General features: G+C 53.1%; 24 protein-coding genes and 1 tRNA gene. 12 read left to right on the top strand and 13 right to left on the bottom strand.

All coding sequences use genetic code 11. The annotated features are described in order from the left end of the window. The first annotated feature begins 17 nt into the window (after positions 1–17). The 3 genes from OGV79_RS09650 (at position 18) to OGV79_RS09640 (ending at position 2,579) form a co-directional block, all read left to right on the top strand. Positions 18–848, top strand: coding sequence for a MetQ/NlpA family ABC transporter substrate-binding protein (locus tag OGV79_RS09650; protein WP_058668722.1), 831 nt, complete (start codon positions 18–20; stop codon positions 846–848). 62 nt (positions 849–910) lie between these two features. Then, positions 911–1,927 (top strand): virulence-associated ABC transporter ATP-binding protein SfbB, encoded by a 1,017-nt coding sequence (sfbB, locus tag OGV79_RS09645; RefSeq protein ID WP_012133465.1) that lies wholly within the window; start codon positions 911–913, stop codon positions 1,925–1,927. Further along, positions 1,920–2,579, top strand: a complete 660-nt coding sequence (locus OGV79_RS09640) for a methionine ABC transporter permease (RefSeq protein WP_286468272.1) — start codon at positions 1,920–1,922, stop codon at positions 2,577–2,579. The genes sfbB and OGV79_RS09640 overlap by 8 nt, the downstream gene beginning before the upstream one ends. A gap of 61 nt (positions 2,580–2,640) precedes the next feature. Here the strand turns inward: OGV79_RS09640 and mnmH are convergent, their stop codons facing one another. From mnmH to ppiB, 5 genes are all read right to left on the bottom strand, one after another. After that, entirely contained in the window at positions 2,641–3,723 is a 1,083-nt protein-coding gene (gene mnmH / locus OGV79_RS09635; protein ID WP_200091647.1) for a tRNA 2-selenouridine(34) synthase MnmH, read from the bottom strand. A 99-nt stretch (positions 3,724–3,822) separates the two neighbouring features. Then, entirely contained in the window at positions 3,823–4,890 is a 1,068-nt protein-coding gene (gene purK, locus OGV79_RS09630; protein WP_012133462.1) for a 5-(carboxyamino)imidazole ribonucleotide synthase, read from the bottom strand. Continuing rightward, positions 4,887–5,396 (bottom strand): 5-(carboxyamino)imidazole ribonucleotide mutase, encoded by a 510-nt coding sequence (purE, locus tag OGV79_RS09625; RefSeq protein ID WP_049011469.1) that lies wholly within the window; start codon positions 5,394–5,396, stop codon positions 4,887–4,889. The genes purK and purE overlap by 4 nt, the downstream gene beginning before the upstream one ends. Positions 5,397–5,514: 118 nt before the next feature. Continuing rightward, complete coding sequence (gene lpxH / locus OGV79_RS09620; protein ID WP_058668725.1) at positions 5,515–6,237, bottom strand: UDP-2,3-diacylglucosamine diphosphatase; 723 nt, start codon at positions 6,235–6,237, stop codon at positions 5,515–5,517. 2 nt (positions 6,238–6,239) lie between these two features. After that, positions 6,240–6,734, bottom strand: a complete 495-nt coding sequence (gene ppiB, locus OGV79_RS09615; protein ID WP_003021875.1) for a peptidylprolyl isomerase B — start codon at positions 6,732–6,734, stop codon at positions 6,240–6,242. Positions 6,735–6,907: 173 nt separating this feature from the next. On the opposite strand from ppiB, the gene cysS reads away from it, so the two are divergent. Further along, positions 6,908–8,293, top strand: coding sequence for a cysteine--tRNA ligase (gene cysS, locus OGV79_RS09610; RefSeq protein WP_286468271.1), 1,386 nt, complete (start codon positions 6,908–6,910; stop codon positions 8,291–8,293). A gap of 87 nt (positions 8,294–8,380) precedes the next feature. On the opposite strand, the gene ybcJ is transcribed toward cysS, so the two are convergent. Continuing rightward, entirely contained in the window at positions 8,381–8,593 is a 213-nt protein-coding gene (ybcJ, locus tag OGV79_RS09605) for a ribosome-associated protein YbcJ (protein WP_200030760.1), read from the bottom strand. Between the two features lies 1 nt (position 8,594). Continuing rightward, on the bottom strand, positions 8,595–9,461 hold the full coding sequence (gene folD / locus OGV79_RS09600) for a bifunctional methylenetetrahydrofolate dehydrogenase/methenyltetrahydrofolate cyclohydrolase FolD (RefSeq protein ID WP_012133456.1): 867 nt from the start codon (positions 9,459–9,461) through the stop codon (positions 8,595–8,597). A gap of 576 nt (positions 9,462–10,037) precedes the next feature. Here folD and fimA point away from each other — a divergent pair. From fimA to sfmF, 6 genes are all read left to right on the top strand, one after another. Next, the gene (gene fimA / locus OGV79_RS09595) at positions 10,038–10,589 is read left to right on the top strand and encodes a type 1 fimbrial major subunit FimA (protein ID WP_024130577.1); all 552 of its coding nucleotides are present in this window, start codon (positions 10,038–10,040) and stop codon (positions 10,587–10,589) included. Between the two features lie 75 nt (positions 10,590–10,664). After that, on the top strand, positions 10,665–11,198 hold the full coding sequence (gene fimI / locus OGV79_RS09590; RefSeq protein WP_286468330.1) for a type 1 fimbrial protein subunit FimI: 534 nt from the start codon (positions 10,665–10,667) through the stop codon (positions 11,196–11,198). 44 nt (positions 11,199–11,242) lie between these two features. Continuing rightward, entirely contained in the window at positions 11,243–11,935 is a 693-nt protein-coding gene (gene fimC / locus OGV79_RS09585) for a type 1 fimbria chaperone FimC (RefSeq protein ID WP_012133453.1), read from the top strand. A gap of 31 nt (positions 11,936–11,966) precedes the next feature. Beyond that, positions 11,967–14,579, top strand: a complete 2,613-nt coding sequence (locus OGV79_RS09580; protein WP_049011839.1) for a fimbrial biogenesis usher protein — start codon at positions 11,967–11,969, stop codon at positions 14,577–14,579. A 13-nt stretch (positions 14,580–14,592) separates the two neighbouring features. Further along, complete coding sequence (gene fimH / locus OGV79_RS09575) at positions 14,593–15,600, top strand: type 1 fimbria D-mannose specific adhesin FimH (RefSeq protein WP_104868971.1); 1,008 nt, start codon at positions 14,593–14,595, stop codon at positions 15,598–15,600. Between the two features lie 15 nt (positions 15,601–15,615). Further along, positions 15,616–16,128 (top strand): fimbria assembly protein, encoded by a 513-nt coding sequence (sfmF, locus tag OGV79_RS09570; RefSeq protein ID WP_286468270.1) that lies wholly within the window; start codon positions 15,616–15,618, stop codon positions 16,126–16,128. A 55-nt stretch (positions 16,129–16,183) separates the two neighbouring features. Here sfmF and fimZ read toward each other — a convergent pair whose 3' ends face one another. The 4 genes from fimZ to fimW all read right to left on the bottom strand — a co-directional run bounded on the left by fimZ (position 16,184) and on the right by fimW (position 19,658). Beyond that, complete coding sequence (gene fimZ / locus OGV79_RS09565) at positions 16,184–16,816, bottom strand: fimbria biosynthesis transcriptional regulator FimZ (protein WP_012133449.1); 633 nt, start codon at positions 16,814–16,816, stop codon at positions 16,184–16,186. A 602-nt stretch (positions 16,817–17,418) separates the two neighbouring features. Then, the gene (gene fimY, locus OGV79_RS09560) at positions 17,419–18,141 is read right to left on the bottom strand and encodes a fimbria biosynthesis regulator FimY (protein ID WP_047458315.1); all 723 of its coding nucleotides are present in this window, start codon (positions 18,139–18,141) and stop codon (positions 17,419–17,421) included. A gap of 19 nt (positions 18,142–18,160) precedes the next feature. Continuing rightward, on the bottom strand, positions 18,161–18,886 hold the full coding sequence (locus tag OGV79_RS09555; protein WP_286468269.1) for an EAL domain-containing protein: 726 nt from the start codon (positions 18,884–18,886) through the stop codon (positions 18,161–18,163). A 178-nt stretch (positions 18,887–19,064) separates the two neighbouring features. Then, positions 19,065–19,658, bottom strand: coding sequence for a fimbria biosynthesis transcriptional regulator FimW (gene fimW / locus OGV79_RS09550; RefSeq protein ID WP_047458307.1), 594 nt, complete (start codon positions 19,656–19,658; stop codon positions 19,065–19,067). Positions 19,659–19,915: 257 nt separating this feature from the next. Between fimW and OGV79_RS09545 the strand changes: the two genes are divergently transcribed. Further along, positions 19,916–19,992: transfer RNA gene (locus tag OGV79_RS09545), tRNA-Arg, on the top strand. Positions 19,993–20,049: 57 nt separating this feature from the next. Here the strand turns inward: OGV79_RS09545 and OGV79_RS09540 are convergent. Both OGV79_RS09540 and cusR read right to left on the bottom strand, forming a co-directional pair. Beyond that, entirely contained in the window at positions 20,050–21,501 is a 1,452-nt protein-coding gene (locus OGV79_RS09540; RefSeq protein WP_286468268.1) for a Cu(+)/Ag(+) sensor histidine kinase, read from the bottom strand. Next, the gene (cusR, locus tag OGV79_RS09535; RefSeq protein ID WP_024130574.1) at positions 21,491–22,174 is read right to left on the bottom strand and encodes a copper response regulator transcription factor CusR; all 684 of its coding nucleotides are present in this window, start codon (positions 22,172–22,174) and stop codon (positions 21,491–21,493) included. Before cusR ends, OGV79_RS09540 begins: the two co-directional genes overlap by 11 nt. A gap of 194 nt (positions 22,175–22,368) precedes the next feature. On the opposite strand from cusR, the gene OGV79_RS09530 reads away from it, so the two are divergent. Further along, the gene (locus tag OGV79_RS09530) at positions 22,369–23,751 is read left to right on the top strand and encodes an efflux transporter outer membrane subunit (protein ID WP_200096197.1); all 1,383 of its coding nucleotides are present in this window, start codon (positions 22,369–22,371) and stop codon (positions 23,749–23,751) included. Positions 23,752–23,754: the final 3 nt, after the last annotated feature.

The raw sequence follows: 23,754 nt of genomic DNA, 5'->3' as shown, positions 1-23,754 counted from the left end.
TTTAAAAGGGAGAAGTTATGGGACTGCGTCAGAGTTTACGCGTTGCCGCCGGGGCGCTTTTGCTGGCCTGCGGCCTGCAATTTGCTCATGCTAATAGCGATCCACAGACTATTGTATTCGGCGTTGCGCCGGGTCCGTATGGCGATATGGTTAAACAGGCCATCGCGCCAACGCTGAAAGAGAAAGGCTACAAGGTCGTGGTGCGCGAATTTAGCGACTATGTTCAGCCAAACATGGCGTTATCCAACGGCAGCATTGACGCTAACCTGTTCCAGCATACGCTCTATTTTGAAAAATTCACCGCCGATAAAGGGCTGAAACTGACGAAGCTGATCGTCGTGCCGACGGCCGGAATGGGGTTCTATTCCCGTAAAATCAACAGCCTGGACGAGCTGAAGAAAGGGGACATTATCACCCTGTCGAATGACCCGACCAATCTGGCGCGCGGTCTGCGTTTCCTGCAATCAATCGGTCTTATCACCATTAAAGACAATATCGACCCGACGAAAGCCTCTGAGCGTGATATCGCCAGCAACCCGAAAGGGCTGGTGTTTAAACCGCTGGAAGCGGCACAGCTGCCGCGCACGCTGGATGGCGTGACCGGCGCGCTGGTTAACGGTAATTTCGCCGTTGCGGCGGGGCTGGATCTTTCCAGCGCGCTAAAACAAGAGCAACTGGATGAAAACCTGAAAAATATCATTGCCGTACGCAGTGAGGATGCCGACAAGCCGTTCGCGAAAGATATTGTCGATGCGGTGAAATCTCCGGCCTACCGTGAGGTCATTGACGATCCGAAGAATATTTACAGCGCCTTCCAGAAACCGGAATGGATGACCGCAGACAAATAATCGCTGCGCAAGGGAATTAACGGGGCAGCGGCGACTGCCCTTTTCGCATTTCTGAGGTGAGCATGATTGAGATTGAAAAGGTCTGCGTGGATTTCACGGCAGGCCGTGGCGCATCGACCCGCGCGGTGGATGACGTCAGCCTGCGGATAGCGGCGGGCGAAATTTTTGGCATTGTCGGCACCAGCGGCGCGGGGAAAAGTACGCTGCTGCGTACCCTTAATGCCTTAACGCGCCCGAGTCAGGGAAGCGTGAAAGTGAACGGTGTGGCGATCTCTGCGCTGGAAGGGGCGAATCTACGTAAAGCCCGCCAGCGTATTGGGATGATTTTCCAGCACTTTAATCTGATGCATACCCGCACGGTGGCGCAAAACGTCGCTTTCAGCCTGAAATCCGCCGGATGGGAGCGCAGCAAGATCGCCCCGCGTGTCGCCGAAATTCTGGCGCTGGTCGGGCTGGCGGATAAGGCGAACCGCTTTCCGGTACAGCTTAGCGGTGGTCAAAAGCAGCGAGTGGGGATTGCCCGCGCGATCGCCAACCATCCAGATGTACTGCTCTGCGACGAACCGACTTCCGCGCTGGATCTGGAAACGTCAGCGACCATTCTGGCGCTGCTCAAACAGATTAACGAACAGCTGGGGATCACGATCGTGCTGATCACCCATGAAATGAATGTGATCAAGTCCATCTGCGATCGCGTGGCGGTGATGTCCGGCGGCAAAGTGGTGGAGTCGGGCGACGTGTTTGATGTTTTCGCTCATCCGCAGCACGCCTTCACGCAGCAGCTGGTGTCGCACACTCTCAATCTGACGCTACCGGAACGTCTGCGCCAGCATCTGCCCGGTCAGTTACTGAAAATTCTGTTTATCGGTGATTCGGCGGAGCAGCCGGTGTTGTCTGATGTGGCGGTAAAGTTCGGCGTAGCGGTGAACATTCTGCACGGCAAAATTGAATATATCGGCGAACGCGCGCTGGGGATTTTAGTGGTGCAACTGACTGCGCCGCACAACCCGTCAGCGGTGGATGCCGCGGTAGCACATATTCGGCAACGTACTGCGCAGGTGGAGGTGATCCGTGGATGATTTACTGCCGGATTTAACGCTGGCGTTCAATGAAACCTTTCAAATGCTGAGCATTTCAACGGTGCTGGCGGTTGTCGGCGGGCTGCCGCTCGGCTTCCTTATCTTTGTCACCGACCGGAATCTGTTCTGGCAGAATTGCTTCGTGTATCTGGTGAGTTCGGTTCTGGTGAACATTATCCGCTCGGTGCCGTTCGTGATTTTGCTGGTGCTGCTGTTGCCGCTCACGCAATTTTTGCTCGGCAATACCATCGGGCCGATTGCCGCCTCCGTCCCTCTCTCTGTTGCGGCGATAGCATTCTATGCGCGTCTGGTCGATAGCGCGCTGCGTGAGGTGGATAAAGGGATTATCGAAGCGGCAGAAGCGTTCGGCGCCAGCCCGATGCGCATTATCTGCACCGTACTGCTGCCAGAGGCCAGCGCCGGTCTGCTACGCGGGCTGACCATCACGCTGGTGAGTCTGATTGGCTATTCCGCGATGGCCGGGATTGTCGGCGGCGGCGGGGTCGGCGACCTGGCGATTCGCTACGGCTATTACCGTTACGAAACCCAGGTGATGATTGTCACCGTGGTCGCGTTGATTATTCTGGTGCAGGTTGTACAGATGCTCGGCGACTGGCTGGCGAAACGCGCCGATAAACGCGACAGACATTAGGGCATAATATTTGTAGGCCGGATAAGGCGTTAGCCGCCATCCGGCAGAATGCCCGCAATCGCTAGTTTTGAAGCCACTGTGCAACGTCCTGCCATATGCCGCGAAAGACGATTTTCGCGGCTTTCTTTTCCAGTTGATAGCGATACATCGGATCGTAGTATTCGTTTAGGAGCGGCACCAGCCAGGCCAGATGCCCGTCGGTACTGCCGCTGGCCTGCTGCATGGCCAGCGCAGCGTCTAGTTTTACCGTCAGCTCTTTAAAACGCTGCAAACCAAGGCGGCGCTGAATGGCGGAAAGCCCATGATGCAGATAGTCGCTGTACGCCAGCCAGCCGTCTTCTTCCCCGCAGGCATGGGTGAAGTCGCGAAGCATGCGGATAAAATACTCTTCGCGCAGCCGCTCCAGACGCAGCTCGAACGGATCGTCCACAACCGCAATGGGTGCCTGCGCCATGCGTTCGCGCAGACATTCGGGCAGATGATTTGCGCCAATCATCCGGCCTTCGTCTTCCAGCACCCACATCTGCAACTCCTGACGGGCGTCGGTTTTCAACATCTCCACGGCGAGATGATTTTCAAAACTGGCCTGACTCAGCTGCGGCTTCAGCGTGCGGCCGAATGACGAACCGCGATGATGCGCCAGTCCTTCCAGATCCACGCCGTTCGGCTGCTGTCGAACCAACTGTGTTTTTCCGCTGCCGGTACAGCCGCCAATTAAGATCATGGGTTTTTGTACCAGCGTGTCGGTGATGTGCATGGCCGCCTGGCGGAGCGCTTTGTAGCCGCCCTGGATCAGCGGATAATCCACGCCGGACTCATGTAGCCATTGTTGTACGATATGCGAACGCTGACCGCCGCGCGCGCAGCAGAGATAACCCCGGGGATGTTGAATACAGGCTTTTCGCCAGGCCTCCAGCCGCCGTTGACGCTCGTCGCCAGCAACGAGTTTATGGCCCAACGCCAGTGCCGCTTCCGGCCCCTGGCGTTTGTAACAGGTGCCGACTGCCGCGCGTTCTTCATCATTCATTAAGGGCAGGTTAATCGCGGTGGGCATGGCGCCCTGCGTAAATTCTATCGGCGCGCGAACGTCGATTAAAGGCGTATCGGCCGCCAGAATGGCGCGATAGTCCGTCCCATCGTTCATTGTGGAATCCTGAAAAAAAACAAACGGCAATGATGGGGATTTTACGCGCTGAAGGAGGAGCCGGAAAAGGATAAGATTCCTTTCCCGGCATTTTATGTATTACTTAAGCTTACTTTGCGCCCAGATGATGCCGCTGGCGTATTCCGGCGGCAGCAAGGGAACTAAGGCTTCCAGCGTTGCGCTTAAGCGATCGGTATCGCTGTCGGTCAGGTTCAGGTGGCCCACTTTACGCCCCTCGCGAACCTCTTTGTCGTACCAGTGCAGATGCACCAGCGGCAGTTTCAGCCAGTCATAATTCAGAGCGCTGCCAATCAGGTTCACCATCACGGACGGGCTGTCCACGACCGGTGACGGTAACGGCAGGCCGGTAATCGCGCGCAGATGCAGCTCAAACTGGCTGATGCTGGCGCCGTTTTGCGTCCAGTGCCCGCTGTTGTGTACCCGCGGCGCCAGTTCGTTGATGAGCAGTCCCTCCGGCGTGATAAAACACTCCATCGCCATGACGCCGACATAACCCAGTTCATGCATGATGGCGGAGAGCATGGCTTCCGCCTGTTCCTGCTGTTTCGCGTTGGCCTGCGGGAACGCTACGCTGGTGCGCAGAATCCCGTCCTGGTGCAGGTTGTGCGTCAGCGGGTAGAACACGGTGCTGCCGTCATGGGCGCGTGCGCCGACTAACGACACTTCGCCAGAGAAGTTAATGCCCTGTTCAACAATGCACTCGCCGTAACCGTCGTCCGGGAACTGGGCGGTTTCATCCGCGCGTAAACGCCACTGCCCACGGCCGTCGTAACCGCCAACGCGCCGTTTGACGATAGCCAGTTCGCCCAGACGCGCAAATACGGCGGGCCACTCGTCCCGGCTTGCCAGCAACTGCCAGGGCGCCGTCGCCAGCGAGAGTTTGTCAAAAAGCTGCTTTTGCGTCAGGCGGTCGGCAATAATCGGGAAAACGTCGCGGTTGACGAAAGCCGGGTGGCGCGCCAGTTCGCGGGTCAGCGCGGTTTCCGGCCAGCGTTCGATTTCCGCTGTGATCACGCTTTGCTGAACCGGAACGGCGGTAGGTTCCGCGTCCAGCCCGACAGGCCAGACGGTGATGCCCAACGGTTCGCCCGCCTGACGCAGCATCCGTCCTAACTGGCCGTTACCCAGTACGCAGACCTGCTTCATGCCGCACCTCGTGGGTCGGGATTCTCAAGCACCTCATCGGTCTGGGCTTTACGCCAGTCCGCCAGACGTTGGCGCAGGTCTTTATCGTGTGTCGCCAGAATTTGCGCTGCCAGTAACGCCGCGTTCGCCGCGCCCGCTTTGCCGATCGCCAGCGTGCCGACCGGAATGCCGCGCGGCATCTGGACGATAGAGTAGAGGCTGTCCACGCCGCTCAGCGCAGCGCTTTGCACCGGTACGCCCAGTACCGGCACCAGCGTTTTTGCCGCAATCATTCCCGGCAGATGCGCCGCGCCGCCAGCACCGGCAATAATCACCTGATAACCCTTCTCTTCGGCGCTTTCGGCGAAACTGAACAGCTTATCGGGGGTGCGGTGTGCGGAAACCACTTCAACGTGGTGTGGAACGTTCAGGATATCGAAGATTTCGGCGGCAAACTGCATGGTAGCCCAGTCGCTTTTGGACCCCATCACGATGGCGACACGCGCCGGATTATTGCGGGAAGACATGCGTCTTAAAACTCCTGTGGTGCACAACTCTCGGCTTTTGAGGGCACAGAGAATAGCACGGAAATACGCCAAGGAAAACGGTTGCGTACCTTATGACGTCGTCAATTCACGGGCGAGGTTAAAACGGGAAATGGAGAAGCTCAACGTCATCCGGCGTGACTTTGACCATCGACCCTTCGCTGTGCCAGGCGCCTAAAACAACGCGGAACGCGGGTTTGCCGTTAGCGCTCAGTTCGTGAACGTCCGGGCGATGAGTATGACCATGAATCAGCCATTGCACATGGTGTTTTTCCATTTCGGCCACCACGGCCTGTGGATTAACGTCCATGATCTCCAGTGACTTGCTGCTGTTGGCGGCTTTGCTGCCTGCGCGCATTCTGGCGGCAATACGATTGCGGATAAACAGCGGCAGGGCGAGGAACAGCGTCTGTAGCCAGGGTTTGTGAACTTTGGCGCGAAACGCCTGGTAACCGGCATCGTCGGTGCAGAGCGTGTCGCCGTGCATAATCAATACGCGACGGCCATAGAGGTCGAGCACCTTTTCCTGCGGCAATAGCGTCATTCCGCTTTCACGGGCAAAGCGTTTGCCGATCAAAAAATCACGGTTACCGTGAATAAAGAAGCAGGGAACGCCGGAATCTACAACGGCTTTAATGGCTGCGGCCATTTCGCGGTGCAACAGGTTGGGATCGTCGTCGCCTATCCAGGCTTCGAAAAGGTCGCCAAGAATGTACAGCGCATCGGCCTGGCGCGCGTCACCGGCTAAAAAACGCAGAAAACCGGCGGTGATCGCCGGTTCTTCCGTGCAGAGGTGAAGGTCTGCAATAAACAGTGTCGCCACGATTACTCGCTGACGGTCACGTTTTCGATGATAACGTCTTCTTTTGGCACGTCCTGATGCATACCGCTGCGGCCCGTTGATACGCCTTTGATTTTATCAACCACGTCCATGCCTTCCACGACTTCAGCGAATACGCAGTAGCCCCAGCCCTGCATGCTTTCGCCAGAGAAGTTCAGGAAGTCGTTGTCGGCCACGTTGATGAAGAACTGCGCCGTTGCGGAGTGTGGAGCCTGAGTACGCGCCATTGCCAGCGTGCCACGGGTGTTTTTCAGACCGTTGTTGGCTTCGTTTTTGATCGCTTCTTTGGTCGCTTTCTGCTTCATGCCAGGTTCAAAACCGCCGCCCTGAATCATGAAACCGTTAATAACACGGTGGAAAATGGTGTTGTTGTAAAAACCTTCGCGGCAGTAGTCCAGGAAGTTTTTAACTGTTTCAGGCGCTTTGTCATCAAACGTTTTGATTACGATATCGCCGTGATTAGTGTGGAAAGTAACCATTTTTGCATCCTGTTCCGATATAGTGGTGCTTCGACCCCGATAAGGGTCACATATAGGGGGGTGTTATAGCATAACCGCACGCTGCGATCACCTCGCAAAGTGTGCTGCTTCGATTACGAATAATATGTATCATACGGATATTATTACCCACACACGTCTATACGGAATCTTCGATGTTAAAAATCTTTAATACACTGACGCGCCAAAAAGAGGAATTCAAACCTATTCATGCCGGGGAAGTCGGCATGTACGTGTGTGGTATTACCGTTTACGACCTCTGTCATATCGGTCACGGGCGTACGTTTGTCGCCTTCGATGTCGTTGCGCGCTATTTGCGTTTCCTCGGTTATACGCTGAAGTACGTGCGTAACATTACCGATATCGACGACAAGATCATTAAACGGGCGAACGAAAACGGTGAAAGCTTTGTCGCGCTGGTCGATCGTATGATTGCGGAGATGCACAAAGATTTTGATGCGCTGAATATTCTGCGCCCGGATCTGGAGCCGCGTGCAACGCACCATATCGCCGAAATTATTGAGATCACCGAACAGCTGATCGCCAAAGGTCACGCTTATGTGGCGGACAATGGCGACGTGATGTTCGACGTGCCGACCGACCCGAACTACGGTCAGCTGTCGCGCCAGGATCTGGAACAGCTACAGGCGGGCGCTCGCGTTGACGTCGTTGACGTAAAACACAACCCGATGGACTTCGTGCTGTGGAAGATGTCCAAAGAGGGCGAGCCGAGCTGGCCGTCGCCGTGGGGCGCGGGTCGTCCGGGCTGGCACATTGAATGTTCCGCCATGAACTGCAAACAACTGGGCAACCATTTTGATATTCATGGCGGCGGTTCCGACCTGATGTTCCCGCACCATGAGAACGAAATCGCCCAGTCTACCTGTGCGCACGACGGCGAGTATGTGAATTACTGGATGCACTCCGGCATGGTGATGGTGGATCGTGAGAAGATGTCGAAATCACTGGGCAACTTCTTTACCGTGCGTGATGTGCTGAAATACTACGACGCGGAAACCGTTCGCTACTTCCTGATGTCCGGCCACTATCGTAGCCAGCTCAACTACAGCGAAGAGAACCTCAAGCAGGCGCGCTCCGCCCTGGAGCGTCTGTACACCGCGCTGCGCGGAACGGACAAAACCGTTGCGCCTGCGGGCGGTGAAGCGTTTGAAGCGCGTTTTGTGGAGGCGATGAACGACGATTTCAACACCCCGGAAGCCTACTCCGTGCTGTTTGATATGGCGCGTGAGGTGAACCGTCTGAAGAGTGAGGATATGGCTGCCGCGAATGCGATGGCGTCACATCTGCGTAAAATTTCCGGCGTGCTGGGGCTGCTGGAGCAGGAGCCGGAAGCGTTCCTGCAAAGCGGAGCTCAGGCGGATGATGGCGAAGTGGCTGAAATTGAAGCGTTAATTCAACAGCGTCTGGATGCGCGTAAAGCCAAAGACTGGGCGGCGGCGGATGCGGCGCGTAACCGTCTGAATGAGATGGGCATCGTGCTGGAAGATGGTCCGCAAGGGACAACCTGGCGCCGTAAATAACGTCATTGCCGGATGGCGATCCGGCCTACACTGGCATAACCAGTAGGCCGGATAAGACGCGATAGCGTCGCCATCCGGCACTCTGAATCAGGCGACGACGTTAACGCTTTGCCCTGCGAAGCTGACGGTTTGCCCGGCAACAATTTTGCAGCGTTTGCGGGTTTCAACCGCGTCATCAACCTTCACTAAACCTTCTGCAATGGCAATTTTCGCCTGGGCACCGCTTTCGCTCCAGCCTTCCAGTTTGAGCAGGTCGCACAACTCAACGTGCGGGTGCTTGCCTAAAGAGAATGTTGCCATGTTATTTACCTTGTGGATCGTGATATTCAACGCACGCCTGTAGCGTGTTTTCGATAAGTGTTGCGACCGTCATCGGACCGACGCCGCCCGGCACCGGGGTGATATAGGATGCGCGCGCGGCAGCGTCTTCAAAGACCACATCGCCGACCACTTTACCATTTTCCAGTCGGTTGATTCCGACATCAATCACGATGGCGCCTTCTTTAATCCACTCGCCGGGAATAAATCCGGGTTTGCCGACGGCGACAATCAGCAGATCGGCGTGTTCAACATGGCGACGCAGATCTTTGGTGAAACGGTGAGTCACGGTCGTTGTGCAGCCTGCCAGCAGCAGTTCCATGCTCATCGGGCGACCGACGATATTCGAGGCGCCGATGACGACGGCATTCAGTCCGAAGGTATCGATGTTGTAACGCTCCAGCAGCGTGACGATGCCGCGCGGCGTACAGGGGCGCAGACGCGGCGCGCGCTGGCACAGACGGCCTACGTTGTAGGGATGGAAACCATCTACGTCTTTGTCCGGCGCAATGCGTTCCAGCACTTTGACGTTATCGATGCCCGCCGGTAGCGGCAACTGCACCAGAATACCGTCGATAGTGTTGTCGGCGTTAAGCGTATCAATCAGCTCCAGCAGTTCTGCTTCGCTGGTGGTTTCGGGCAGGTCATAGGAGCGGGAGACGAATCCCACCTCTTCACAGGCTTTGCGCTTACTCGCCACATAAATCTGCGAAGCCGGGTTGCTGCCTACCAATACAACGGCCAACCCTGGAGCGCGAAGTCCGGCCGCGACACGCGCCTGAACTTTTTGAGCAACCTCAGAGCGCACCTGCTGCGCAATCGTTTTACCGTCAATAATCTTTGCTGCCATCAGAGAGAGGATTCCGTCTGTTACATTAAGTCGAAGGGGATGTGGCTATTTTGTCAGAAGCGGGGCGCGCTGTCAGTTATCGTTTGCGTCTTTACGTGTGATCGGTGCAGTGACCACTGCGATACGGGCTGCGGCGAGGGGCAAAATCCTGTGGGTGATTAATGAGCAACCTAATCAAAATTAACCTAAAAGAAACAATTCATCACCCTGCTAAAATTAGGGGGAATGCCGCGAAAAACGTGGCGTTAAGTGTGATATTGAACACTTTTATATAAAAAAGGCTTAGACCTGTCCTATATCCCAATAAGAATTTACCTGGGCTAATTAAAGAGATTGAAGGTATTTTTCACTTATTGAAATGTTTAATTTATCCCTGTGACGAATTGTCATATTCGTAAAGATTAATTAGTGAATCTAATGCTCAGGAGAGTTGGGGTAAAAAGGTTAGCTAATTCTCTTTCGATATATATCTTTACAGGATGCAGAGATAATTAGCCTGACATTATTATGTCGATTTTGATTCAAACGGTTCCCGCAGGAAACTGGAGCCGAATGTGCGTAATTCAAGGGAAATCCATGAAACTTAAATTAATGACCTCTTCCGTTATTGCTGGCCTGATGTTTGCTGCTGGTGCGGCTCATGCCGATCCGGTAAGCGTTAGCGGCGGTACGGTTCACTTTGAAGGTGAGCTGGTCAATGCTGCGTGTGCCGTTAGCACGAAATCTGCCGATCAGACCGTGACCCTGGGCCAGTATCGTACCGCCAGCTTTACCGCTGTTGGCGATACCAGCGCACAGATTCCGTTCACCATTGTACTGAATGACTGCGATCCGAGCGTAGCAGCGACCGCTGCCGTTGCGTTCTCTGGTCAGGCTGACGGTACAAACGACAGCCTGCTGGCAGTCGTGTCTGGTGACAATGGCACCACGGCAGGCGGCGTAGGGATCGAAATTCTTGATAACACCTCTTCTCCGCTGAAGCCAGACGGCGCGACCTTCTCTACGGCTCAGGCGCTGGTAGAAGGTAGCAACACGCTGCGTTTCACCGCGCGTTATAAAGCGACTGCTGCGGACACCACGCCGGGTCAGGCTAACGCCGACGCAACCTTCATCATGAAGTACGAATAAACCCACCAGGGATTCAGGGATGTGGCAAGCCTCAATGGATGAGGCGCTATCCGGGGACGATAAGTGATACAGCAGATGATTAGCAAAGGCGTGGCGCTGGTGGGGCTGATTTGCGCGATGCCCGCATTCGCGCATACGGTGATACTGGAGAGCGGTAATCTTCACCTGCGAGGCCAACTGGTAAACGGCGCCTGCGCGGTGAATTCCGAAAGCCAGGGTCTCCGTGTACAGATGGGGCAATACCGCACCAATGTCTTTTCTGGCACCGGGAGTTTCGCCCCGACCAGCATTCCTTTCGCGCTGCGATTAACCGATTGTAGTTCAGAGGTTTATAGCCATGTTGGGATCGCTTTTTCCGGTGTGACTCCCGCAGAAGATCCGCAGGTATTCCTGGCGCGCAGCGACACGGCGGCGACCTCCGGTATTGGTCTGGCATTATTTGATGAGGAGCAACGGCAAATCATACCCAATTCCTTGCCGCTTCATTATGCCCCTATTTTAACGCAAGAAATGACATTTCATTTCACGGCTCGCTATCGGGCAATCTCGGAAAATATGACGCCGGGAAGTATTCATTCAGATGTGTGGTTTACGCTGGTTTACCCCTGATTTGTTTTCCGGGCGTTGATAAAACGCAAAAGGTATTTTTTGCCATGCTTAATTATATAAAATCAGGCCTTATTATTTTTATTGCCTTATGGACTTCAATGAGTGCGCAGGCGGCCGGGGGAATTGCATTAGGCGCCACCCGCGTTATTTATCCGGCAGACGCCAAACAGACCTCGCTGGCAATTAGCAACAGCGCATCGAAAGAGCGTTATCTGGTTAATTCATGGATTGAGAACAGCGCCGGCGTCAAAGAAAAATCGTTCGTTGTTACACCGCCGCTGTTTGTCAGCGAACCCAAAAGTGAAAACACGCTGCGTATTATTTATGCCGGACAACCCCTGCCTGCCGATCGGGAGTCTTTGTTCTGGATGAACGTGAAGGCGATACCGTCGGTGGATAAAAACAGCCTTGAAGGCAAAAACGTCCTGCAACTGGCGATCCTGTCGCGCATTAAGCTGTTTGTTCGCCCTGCCAATCTGCCGCAGGTGCAGGAAGACGCGCCAGGAATGCTGCAATTCTCCCGTTCCGGGAACCACCTGAAAATCACCAATCCGTCTGCTTACTATCTCACGCTGGTCAATCTCAAAGTGGGAAATCAGAAGGTTGATAACGTCATGGTCGCGCCGAAGAACAATACCCAGATTCTGCTTCCGGCAGGCGCGCAGGGAAGTGTGACGTTCCAGACGGTAAATGATTACGGTGCGCTGACACCGGCGAAAACGGTTAGCTTGCGCTGATCGGAATGTGTGAAGCCACACTGAGAAAACGATGAAGAAGATAACGTATCTTCCCGGTTCACTGCCGGGGTATACGCCACATCTGACGGGGGTGGCGTTGTCCATATTGGCGGCGCTCTATCCGGCGATAAGTCATGGCGAAAGTTACTTTAACCCGGCTTTTTTGTCGGCAGATGCTGCGTCCGTGGCAGATTTGTCACGTTTTGAGAAAGGCAATCACCAGCCCCCGGGCATCTATCGGGTGGATATCTGGCGCAACGATGAGTTCGTCGCGACCCAGGATATTCGCTTTGAAACCTCGTCGACGAAAACCGGTGAAAAATCAGGCGGATTAATGCCCTGTTTTGATCTGGCGTGGATCAAAAGGCTGGGGGTAAATACCACCGCCTTTCCTGCGCTTGGGCAAAGCCAGGAGGAGACCTGCATCAATTTGCCAGAGGCGATTCCCGGCGCTGAAATCGCTTTTGATTTTTCCTCAATGCGTTTAAATATCAGTCTTCCGCAGGCGTCAATGCTGAACAGCGCGCGCGGGTATATCCCGCCGGAAGAGTGGGATGAAGGGATTCCCGCCGCGCTTATCAACTACAGTTTTACCGGCAGTCGCGGGACGAACAGCGACAGCTATTTTTTAAGCCTGATGAGCGGCCTGAACTATGGCCCGTGGCGGTTGCGTAACAACGGCGCGTGGAGCTATTCCAAAGGCGACGGATACCACTCGCAAAGCTGGAAAAACATCGGCACCTGGGTACAACGCGCCATCATCCCGTTGAAAAGCGAACTGGTGATGGGGGACAGCAACACCGGCAACGACGTGTTTGACAGCGTGGGCTTTCGCGGGGCGCGGCTCTACTCGTCTGACAATATGTACCCTGATAGCCTGCAAGGCTATGCGCCGACCGTGCGTGGGATCGCCCGTACCGCCGCAAAACTGACTATCCGCCAGAACGGCTATGTGATCTATCAGAGCTATGTCTCACCGGGCGCTTTCGCGATCACCGACCTCAACCCAACGTCTTCAAGCGGCGACCTGGACGTGACGGTTGATGAGAAAGACGGCAGTCAGCAGCGCTATACGGTGCCGTACTCCACCGTTCCGCTGTTGCAGCGCGAAGGACGTATGAAGTTCGACCTGGTGGCGGGGGATTTTCGCAGCGGCAATAGCCAGCAATCCTCGCCATTCTTCTTCCAGGGAACGCTGATCGCCGGTCTGCCTGAAGGGTATACCGCTTATGGCGGCACGCAACTGGCTTCGCGCTACAGCTCGGTGGTGCTGGGGGCCGGACGGAACCTGGGCGACTGGGGCGCGGTTTCGGTAGACGTCACCCACGCCCGCAGCCAACTGGCGGATGACAGCACCCACCAGGGGCAGTCGCTGCGTTTCCTGTACGCCAAGTCGTTGAACAACTACGGCACTAACTTCCAGTTACTGGGCTATCGCTATTCCACGCGCGGATTCTACACGCTTGACGATGTGGCGTACCGCAGTATGGAAGGGTACGAGTATGAATATGACAGCGAAGGTAAGCGTCATAAAGTGCCGGTAGTGCAGAGCTATCACAACCTGAACTACAGCAAAAAAGGCCGATTCCAGGTCAACATTTCGCAGAATCTGGGGGATTACGGCTCGCTGTATATCTCCGGCAGTCAGCAAACATACTGGAACACGTCGGATGCCAATACCTGGTATCAACTGGGGTATGCCAGCGGCTGGCAAGGGATCAGCTACTCCCTTTCCTGGTCGTGGAATGAATCCGTAGGGATTTCCGGCACCGATCGCATTCTGGCATTCAACATGTCGGTTCCGTTCAGCGTGCTCACCGGGCGGCGCTACTCGCGCGACAATGCCCTGGATCGCACCTATGCCACTTTTAACGCGAACCGGAACAGCAATGGGCAGAACAGCTGGCAGACCGGCATCGGCGGGACATTGTTAGACGGGCGTAACCTGAGCTACAGCGTGAACCAGGGACACAGCAGCACCAATGGCTACAGCGGCAGCGCCAGCGCGAACTGGCAGGCGGCTTACGGGACGCTCGGCGTGGGGTACAACTACGATCGAGACCAGCATGACTACAACTGGCAGCTGTCTGGCGGCGTGGTCGGTCATGCGGACGGCATCACGCTCAGTCAGCCTTTAGGCGATACCAACGTCCTGATTAAAGCGCCAGGCGCCGAAGGGGTGCATATAGAAAACCAGACCGGGGTGCAAACCGACTGGCGCGGATATGCGGTCATGCCTTATGCCACCGTATATCGCTATAACCGTGTCGCGCTGGATACCAACTCAATGGATAACCACACCGATGTGGAAAATAACGTCAGCAGCGTGGTGCCGACGCAAGGGGCGCTGGTACGCGCTGCCTTTGACACGCGAATCGGCGTGCGCGCAATTGTCACCGCAAAACAGGGCGATCGCCCGGTGCCGTTTGGCTCAATTGTGCGCGAAACCGCCAGCGGCGTCACCAGTATGGCGGGCGACGACGGGCAAATTTATCTGAGCGGACTGCCGCTGAAAGGGGAACTGCTGATTCAGTGGGGAGAGGGAGCGAACGCCCGCTGCGTGGCGCATTATTCCCTGCCCGAAGAGAGCCTGAAGCAGGCGGTGACGCTGCTTAATGCAACCTGTAAACGTCCGTCGTCATGAAAGGTAAGAAAAGATGAAAATGAAATCAGGGTTGTTGCCGGGCGCCATCGCATTATTGCTGGCGAATCCGGCATGGGCGACGGTCTGCCATAACTCGAACGGTACGCCGACCGATGTGTTTTACGATCTGTCGAATGTTTTTACCAGCAGCAATAATCAGGTAGGACAGGTGGTGACGCTGCCGGAGAAATCGGGCTGGGTTGGCGTACAGGCGACGTGTCCTGCTGGTACGAATGTGGATTATACCTTTCGAAGCTATGTGACCGAACTTCCCGTGCAAAGTACGGAAGGGGGATTCCAGTATCTCAAGCTCAATGACTACCTGCTGGGGGCGATGAGCATCACCGACAGCGCTGCCGGATTATTTTATCCGCCCCGTAATTATATTCGCATGGGGACGCACCCCAATGTACCGAAACAAAAGCCCTTCGGCGTGATGGACTCGAAGCTGATCTTTAAACTCAAAGTGATACGGCCTTTTATCAACATGGTGCCGATTCCCCGCCAGACCATGTTCTCGGTGTATGTCACCACTAGCACCGGCGATGCCCTGAGCACGCCGGTTTATACCATCAGCTACAGCGGTAAAGTCGAGGTTCCGCAAAGCTGTGAAGTGAATGCCGGGCAGGTTGTGGAATTTGATTTTGGCGATATCGGCGCCGCGCTGTTCAGCAAAGCCGGGGCGGGGAATCGCCCGGAAGGGGTGACGCCGCAGACAAAAACGGTCGCCATAAAATGTACGAACGTCGCGGCGCAGGCCTATTTGTCGATGCGTCTGGAGGCGGAGAAAATCTCCGGGCAGGCGATGGTCTCTGATAATCCCGACTTAGGCTTTATCGTTTCCGACAGCGGCGGCGTGCCGCTGACGCCTAACAATCTGGCCAGCAAAATTCCATTCCGTCTGGATGACAGCGCCGCCGCCAGCGTGGGGATCCGCGCATGGCCGGTAAGCATCACGGGGAGTAAACCGACGGAAGGGCCTTTTACCGCTCGTGGGTATCTGCGTGTGGATTACGACTAAGGGGAACGCACAGCCATGAGACTTTTGCTGGCTATTTTTTGCAGCGTGTTGCTGAGCCCGCTTTGCCGGGCTGACACCGCTCTGGGCGAGATTAATATTGAACTGCGCGGTAATGTTGTGGACTTCACCTGCACCGCAGTGACCGGTGACAGTAACAAAACGGTCGAGCTGGGCACCTGGCCCACGAAGCAGTTGAAAACCAGCGGCGATACTACCCAGCCCGTGCCTTTCAGCATCAAACTTGAGGGCTGCCCGCCGGGCGCGGCGTCGATGACCTTTTCAGGAACGCCAGCGGCGGGGACGTCGCTGCTGGCGCTGGATGATGCGGTCATGGCGCAAAAAGTGGCCATTGAGATCCGCGACAGCGATCGCAGCAGATTACCGCTTGAGCAAGCCAGTCAGGCGGTAAGCGTTGATGAAAACGGTAATGCTACGCTGACGTTTTATGCGAATTACATTGCATTGGCCGATGGCGTTCTGCCGGGAGTCGCAAAGGCGGATGCGACTTTTATGATCAATTACAACTGAAGCCCGATCCCGATAACGTACTCCCGAACGATCTCTCGTCGGGAGTCAGCCACGATCACAGCAAGTCGTGTACCTTCGCGTAATCAATAAGCTCAACAATGGTATGCAGGCCGAGTTTCGAAAATATGTTCGCTTTATGCGCGCTGATGGTTTTGTTACTCAGCAAGAGCTGCTCTGCGATTTCTTTATTCGATAACCCGTTGGCGAGATAGCGCAGTACCGTAACCTCCCTGTTTGAGAGCGGCATATCATTGTGCTCACCTTTTCGTGAACTGGTATTACTGATAAAATTTAGCGTCTCTGAAGGAAAAAAAGAATATCCTGATAAGATCATTTTCACTGCGTTATAAATATCATTGAGATCCTTTCTTTTACTGACAAATCCGTTTGCGCCTGCCCGGATAGCTCTCCCGGCATAAAAAGATTCAGATTTAGACGACAAGAAAAGAATTTTGGTATTTTCTTGTATTGATTTGATTCGTTTAAGCAGTGTAAATCCATCTGTACCCGGCAGCTCTATATCCAGGATGACCAGATCCACAGGATATGTGCGCAGATAATCTACCGCGGTACGATTGTCATCGGTTTTCAGGACAACCTGGATATTACTATTCTTTTCGAGAAGCACTTCTATCGACATTCTGACAATAGGGTGTTCGTCCATAATGATAACGGATGCAGGTTTCATTGTTGTATGCCTCAGACTGTTTGCGCGTCTTCCGTTTGCGGATAAGCGTCAGACACTATTAATTATCAAATAGCCAGAATATACCTCACGAACCTGGGAAGTGGTGAAGGTAATACCATCCTTGTTAACTGACTATTTTGCGTAAGAGCAATAAGCGTGGGGAATATCCATTTCGCACCAACAAAAAAGAAAATTCTGATTAACTAAGAATAGGGAGGATTATACCTGGTCTATTTTTTCGGAAAAGGCTTACGGTACACAAATCGGTGCTGGCTGTTAGGATGTTCTGCATGTTTTAGACTGTTTAATAGCGTTTGGTTTTATTCTCTGTTGAATCAATGTTCCGTGGCTAAAAGTATTTTTTTTAAATATAAAAACAACACAAAAAACCAATTGTTTAGTTTCTGTTATGTGATTTTTGGGCGAATTTTCAACGATGAGGCCGTGAGAGCCCGTCAATTGAAGGATTATAGAGAAAGAGGGATTTTCCTATGATACCAGGAATAGTTGTAAATATTAATTTTATGTAAAAAATTTACATTTAGTCAGGCGTTAAAATAAGTAATTTCTTAAAAAATCTTATAGCTTAAGAGGTTAGCGTGTTAAATTAAGTGAAGAGAAGTGACGCTAAGGCGGTGTATCAGATACAGCAAACTGTGTCGATGCGGCAGATCCAACTGAGTAATAAGTTGATTGAGTCGGTAGATCACCCGGTGATAAGGCGTATTGAGTAAAAGCGCGATTTCCTTTAAAGACATACCCTGAGATAACGCGGAAATGATCTTCCAGTCAGTATGGCTAAAGGTGCCATCAGTATTTTGAACGGAGGGGGGAGATAATAAGGCGTTACGTAATGATGAGAGATTCTGGCGACGTTGCAGAATATAAAACTTACCGGCTTTTTGCATAAAACGCGTCAGACTAACATCCTTATCCGGCACCAGTAAGTAAACCTGGATATCGCTTCGCTCTCGGATAAGCAGGCGTAATCGCTCAAGCGTTTCGTAGCAGGAGACTGCCAGTCCAGCCATATCAACAATCAATTGTCTGATGCCCGTCTCTTCCAGCCTGCGTGAGGGTGATTCCAGAGAGCTGAACACCGCCGTGCGTTTTCCAGAAAATAAATAGCGATTCAGTGTATATCCGAGATAGTTATCCGTCGTGATAATAACCTGAGAGATTGTATTGTCCGGTAGGGCATAATTGAGACGTTGGGTCAGATATTCCAGACGATCAAATACCTGTGGTTCAAGGTGATGGTAGTGGTGAGTGCAATCAGTATTTCTTAAACGGCGATGTCTTTCTTTGCGAAGTGCGCTGCGCATCCTTTCCCTTTCCGTTTTTCTACTCTTTGTTTTGCAAAAGCGCGGGCCATAAGTATCCCTGGCCTAATTGGGCGCCAGAATGAAAAGCAATTTCTTTTTGCGCATGATTTTCAATACCTTCAATGAGTATGACATCTGCAATGTTATACCCCATAAAAATCACCTGGCGCAGTTTCTGAGGATGCAGAATTAGATCCCAGAACGCATTTTTATCCAGTTTCAGACCACTAAAATGCCAGCGGGCGGCAGCCACTTCTTTGATCAAATTTTCATCGACATCATCCAGCCAGACGGGAATTCCGATAGACTCAACCTGTTTTATTTTTTCATAGAGTTGGGAACGCTGGCGGCTATTAAGTGAAAAAAGCGTTTCTGGGTCCTGGATTTCAAGGATCAGATTGGATGGGCAGGGGGTTACTCCTGAATTAAAAAAATCCAGGTGTAAAAATACCTTCAGCGGTAAATTAAGAAAATAATGTACGCCTTTGGGATAATGCGTAATAGTGGCGACTTGTTGATAAAAATACGCCACTATTTTTTCTGGCGGAAGGTGGTGAAAAAAATGCTCAGTATTGACATGAAAAGGAACCTGAGTCAGAACTTCATAGCCAAAGGTACGGGCAGAAGATAAATGAACTATCGGTTCAAGCTTTAAAGGATATTCCCAACAAAAAGAACGTTCCTTTTGAGTGCGCAATGTTGCAGGGTCAAGAATATTTCCCTGTAATACCGGGCGAGTTGCCACAAAAACACTCCTGTAGGCATAAAGAATGCCGCCGAATATTTTCGGTTCCTGACGGTTGTGCAATCAGGAAATATGATAAGTGTCATTGTGGCAGTATGTGAAAAATCGCTGTAGATGACGTTACTTAATCATCTGTGAGATATTTCTCAACATGATGGATGGAAAATTGAGAATATGTCTATTCTTGCAGAAAACCCAGGTTAACTCTGATGTAATTTAAGAACTGCTGTTCATTTTTTACGTGCAGTTTCTTCATGATGCTGCGGCGAATTGATTTGGTTTGTTCTTCGCTCAGCGAAAGGAGTACGGCAATTTCGCTTAACCGGTGCCCGCGGGCGACCATCTTTAAAAACTGGCGTTCCAGAATGGAGAAATGGCGAGTCGTACAGTAATGGCAAACAGAAGGGGGAACGCTGCGGCGAAGTGCCCGTTTATGCAGGATAAGCACCATCTTTTTGGTTATCTCATCAACATCGTCCTCCCGATAAATATGCGGCAGCATATAGAGACACGGCCTGAACATAAGTTTGTCTTTATCGTATTCATTACAAATAATGACTCTCTGCTGGTGCCGGGTATGTACCGGTATCTGATAACATCCGGCACTAAACCAGTCTTCATCCAGCGATAAAAATGCGATATCCGCTTTGTCTATATCATCAGCAGGTAGAAATTGAATTTTCTGATGCCACTGATGAGTCAGACGAGTCATGATGATTTTAAGACCGTGTTCGAAATGGCTATTTTGTTCTTTTATGGCGACACTCAGCATAAAAAATATCCTGAACAGCTGGGAAGTGGGGAGGAAATAGTAAGTAAACGCATTAATTTTCTAAATACATTTATCCTTAAAATGCCACTTTATGCAGGCCGAGTTCTTACCAGGTGATTTCCTGGATAGTTGCGTAGCGCCAGAAAAAAAGATATTCGTACACTTCCTCAGCAACCAGAACAAAAGCCATTGACTCAGCAGGCGCTCACCGTATAATTCACGCGTTTCATCCGCATGAAGCCATCGCTTCACACAGTGCGCCCTTAGCTCAGTTGGATAGAGCAACGGCCTTCTAAGCCGTGGGTCGCAGGTTCGAATCCTGCAGGGCGCGCCAGTCTTTATTCTCGCCTTTCTGTCAGACTCCATTTCGCTGCGTCGTTATCACTGCATTTCAATCGTCATGTTTCGGCAATGTCAGAATAAAGCGCGTTGCGCGCAGATCGGACGTTACGGACACGGTTCCCTGATGGGCGATGACGATTGATTTCACAATCGCCAGCCCAATTCCGCTGCCTTCGCCCTTACGCTGTCGGGAAGGGTCAACCCGGTAGAAGCGGTCAAACAGGCGCGGTAAATGTTCTGGCGCAATGGGGGCGCCGGGGTTTTCAACGGTAATCTGCGCCTGTCTGTCCATTTCTTTGAGCCGCACGGTGACGGCTTCGCCTTTCGGGGTGTAGCGCATGGCGTTAGACAGCAAGTTGCTGAGCGCTCTGCGTAACATGATGGGATCGCCGGATACCCAACACGCGCGTCCTTCAAAATGCAAACGCACTTCGCGTTCTTCTGCCCAGGCTTCAAAAAAGTCGAACACCTTGTGGACTTCATCCGCCAGGTCGAGCGCCTTTTTCTCCGGGATGAGCTGGTTATTGTCGGCCTGAGCCAGAAACAGCATGTCGCTTACCATCTTCGACATACGGCCAAACTCTTCGAGGTTGGAGTAGAGTACGTCTTCCAGCTCTTTTTGGCTGCGGGTCTGGCTTAGCGCAATCTCTGTTTGCGTCACCAGGTTCGTAATCGGGGTGCGAATTTCATGGGCGATATCCGCAGAGAAATTCGACTGGCGGGTAAAAACATCCTCAATGCGTTCAAGCATATGGTTAAACGAGAGCACCAGCCGCTCCAGCTCAATCGGAACGGCCTGCGGGTCAAGACGCACATCGAGGTCTTTCGACGTAATATTTTGAATCCGGCGGCTGACGCTGCGAATCGGTTCATGGCCTTTGTAGACGGCGAACAGCACAATAAAAATGATCATCATGCTAATCAGCGAAGCCGTCATAATCAGCTTATTTTTCAGATCGTTAATATAGTGCAGATGGAAGTCGATCGATAACGCCATATAGAGCGTGTAGGCCGGTTGCCCGTCTGCGAGTTGCCCGACCGGCAGGCGAATCATGCGCCATGCGGAATGAGTACCGTGCCCGTTAGCGTGCCTCTTGCTTTGTAAGTCCGGGCTGGACAACAAAAAGACATCGCCGTTACGCGCGCTGCTATCCGGCGTGGCTTTGGCGATGAACTGGCGAAGGTCAGGCGAACCGGGAGAGTGAAAAATCGCCCGCTGGTTGGCATCTTCCAGCGAAATGATGACGTTCGAGTAACCGGCGGCAACGTTTTTTAGGATTTCCAGCCGACGCGCTTCCGGTTCGTCGGGATGCGTGAGGATTCGCTCCAGCGTCGCGCTGATCTCTTTCAGGTCATTGATATCCTGCTCGGCAAAATGCACTTTTACGGAGTGAATCATGATCCAGGCAAACGCGAAAAAAGAGGCAATGGTGGCGAGGCTGATGAAAAATGTCAGGCGCGTCGCCAGCGAGAAAGGGCGCTGAAAGCGTTTAGTCACCATCCGGTACCTCAAGCACATAGCCCACGCCACGCACGGTCTGGATGAGTTTCGGTTCGAACTCGTTATCGATTTTCGCGCGCAGCCGTTTAACGGCAACGTCAATCGCGTTGGTATCGCTGTCAAAGTTCATATCCCAGACCTGGGAAGCGATCAGCGAGCGGGGCAAGACTTCTCCCTGGTGGCGGACGAAAAACTCCAGTAGCGTAAACTCTTTACTGGTGAGCGTGATGCGCATGCCGTTGCGGGTCACTTTTCTGCTGACCAGATCGAGCGTCAAATCCGCGACCTGAAACTGACTTTCGACCATCACCGCCGCGCCGCGACGCAGCAGCGTTCTGACGCGAGCCAGTAATTCAGCGAAAGCGAACGGTTTAACCAGATAGTCGTCAGCCCCCAGCTCCAGACCTTTTACCCGGTGTTCAATGGTGCCCAGCGCGGTAAGAAGAAGGATTGGCATGCCTTTGTTGGCGGTGCGCAGCATACGGACAATATCCCAGCCATTCACATCCGGCAGCATGATGTCGAGGATCAGCAGATCGTAATCTCCCGTCATCGCCAGGTGATACCCGTTAAGCCCGTTATCCGCCAGGTCCACCACGAAGCCCGCTTCCGTCAGACCTTTGGTCAGGTATTCACCGGTTTTTTTCTCGTCTTCGACTATCAGAATCTTCATCACGTCTTCCTTCACGCAAAGGTTGGGCGGGTTTTCAATTCTAGAGGAGCAGGATCGGATAGCAATCGGTTATTGGGAAAATGACAACTTTGTCATTTTCCTGTCACGGGCCGAACAGAGTCACTTCGTTAAGGTACAGGGCATAAATTCACATTCACTATATGGTTATCAGTCCCGTTGGGACGAGAAACGCTATGCGCAAATTTAAGCTTCTTACCCTCAGCGTGATGCTTGTTCTGACGGGCTGTTCGCTGGCGCCGGACTATCAGCGGCCCGCGTTGCCGGTGCCGCAACAATTCTCCCTGAGCCAGAATGCGCTGGTTTCTGCGCCTGCGGGGTATCAGGAGACCGGCTGGCGAACCTTTTTTGTTGATGAGCAAGTAAAGTCGCTGATCGGCGAGGCGTTACGCAATAACCGTGACTTGCGCATGGCGACGCTGAAAGTGCAGGAAGCCAGAGCGCAATACCGGGTGACGGATGCCGATCGTTATCCGCAGCTTAATTCCGATGCCAGCGGAAGCTGGGAAGGAAAATTAAAGGGTGACAGCAGCAGTACCCGCGAATATGAAGCCGGGCTGAATCTGAGTTTTGATCTGGACTTTTTTGGCCGGCTGAAAAACATGAGTGAGGCTGACCGACAGAACTATTTTGCCAGCGAAGAAGCGCGCCGGGCAGTGCATATCTTATTAATCTCAAACGTGGCGCAAAGTTATTTTAATCAACGGCTGGCGTACGCGCAGTTGCAAATCGCACAAGAAACGCTGGAAAACTATACACGCTCTTACGCATTTGTAGAAAAGCAGTTGCTGACCGGCAGCACGACCGTGCTGGCGCTGGAACAGGCGCGGGGCGTGATTGAAAGCACCCGCAGCGATATTGCGAAACGACAGGGCGAGCTGGCGCAGGCCAATAATGCGCTGCAATTGCTGTTGGGCACTTATTCTGTGCTACCGGATGACAGGGCGCGCGATAGCGGAGATATTAAAAACGTGACGCTCCCGCCGTCGCTTTCCTCGCAAATCTTGTTGCAGCGCCCGGATATTATGGAAGCTGAACATACGTTGATGGCGGCGAATGCCAATATTGGCGCGGCGCGCGCAGCCTTTTTTCCCTCCATTACCCTGACCAGCGGGGTGTCCGGCAGCAGCAGCGATCTCTCCCGTTTATTTAATGCCGCGAGCGGGATGTGGAATTTTATCCCGAAAGTGGAACTGCCGATTTTTAACGCCGGACGTAATCAGGCCAACCTCGATCTGGCGGAAATTCGCCAGCAGCAATCGGTTGTGAATTATGAACAGAAGATCCAGACCGCGTTTAAAGAGGTGGCGGATGCGCTGGCTTTGCGCCAGAGCCTGGCCGACCAGATAACCGCGCAACAGCGTTATCTGAGCTCGCTGCGTATTACGCTGCAACGCGCCAGAGCGCTCTATCAGCATGGCGCGGTCAGCTATATCGAAGTGCTGGATGCGGAGCGCTCTCTGTTTTCAACCCAGCAAACGTTACTCGATCTGAATTACGCCCGACAGGCTAATGAAATTACGCTGTTCACCGCGCTGGGCGGCGGTTGGGTGGAATAAAAA

This window comes from Citrobacter sp. CK185 (genome assembly GCF_030333565.1).
Classification (GTDB): Bacteria; Pseudomonadota; Gammaproteobacteria; order Enterobacterales; family Enterobacteriaceae; genus Citrobacter_B; species Citrobacter_B koseri.
This window is presented reverse-complemented; position numbering and strand designations above follow the sequence as displayed.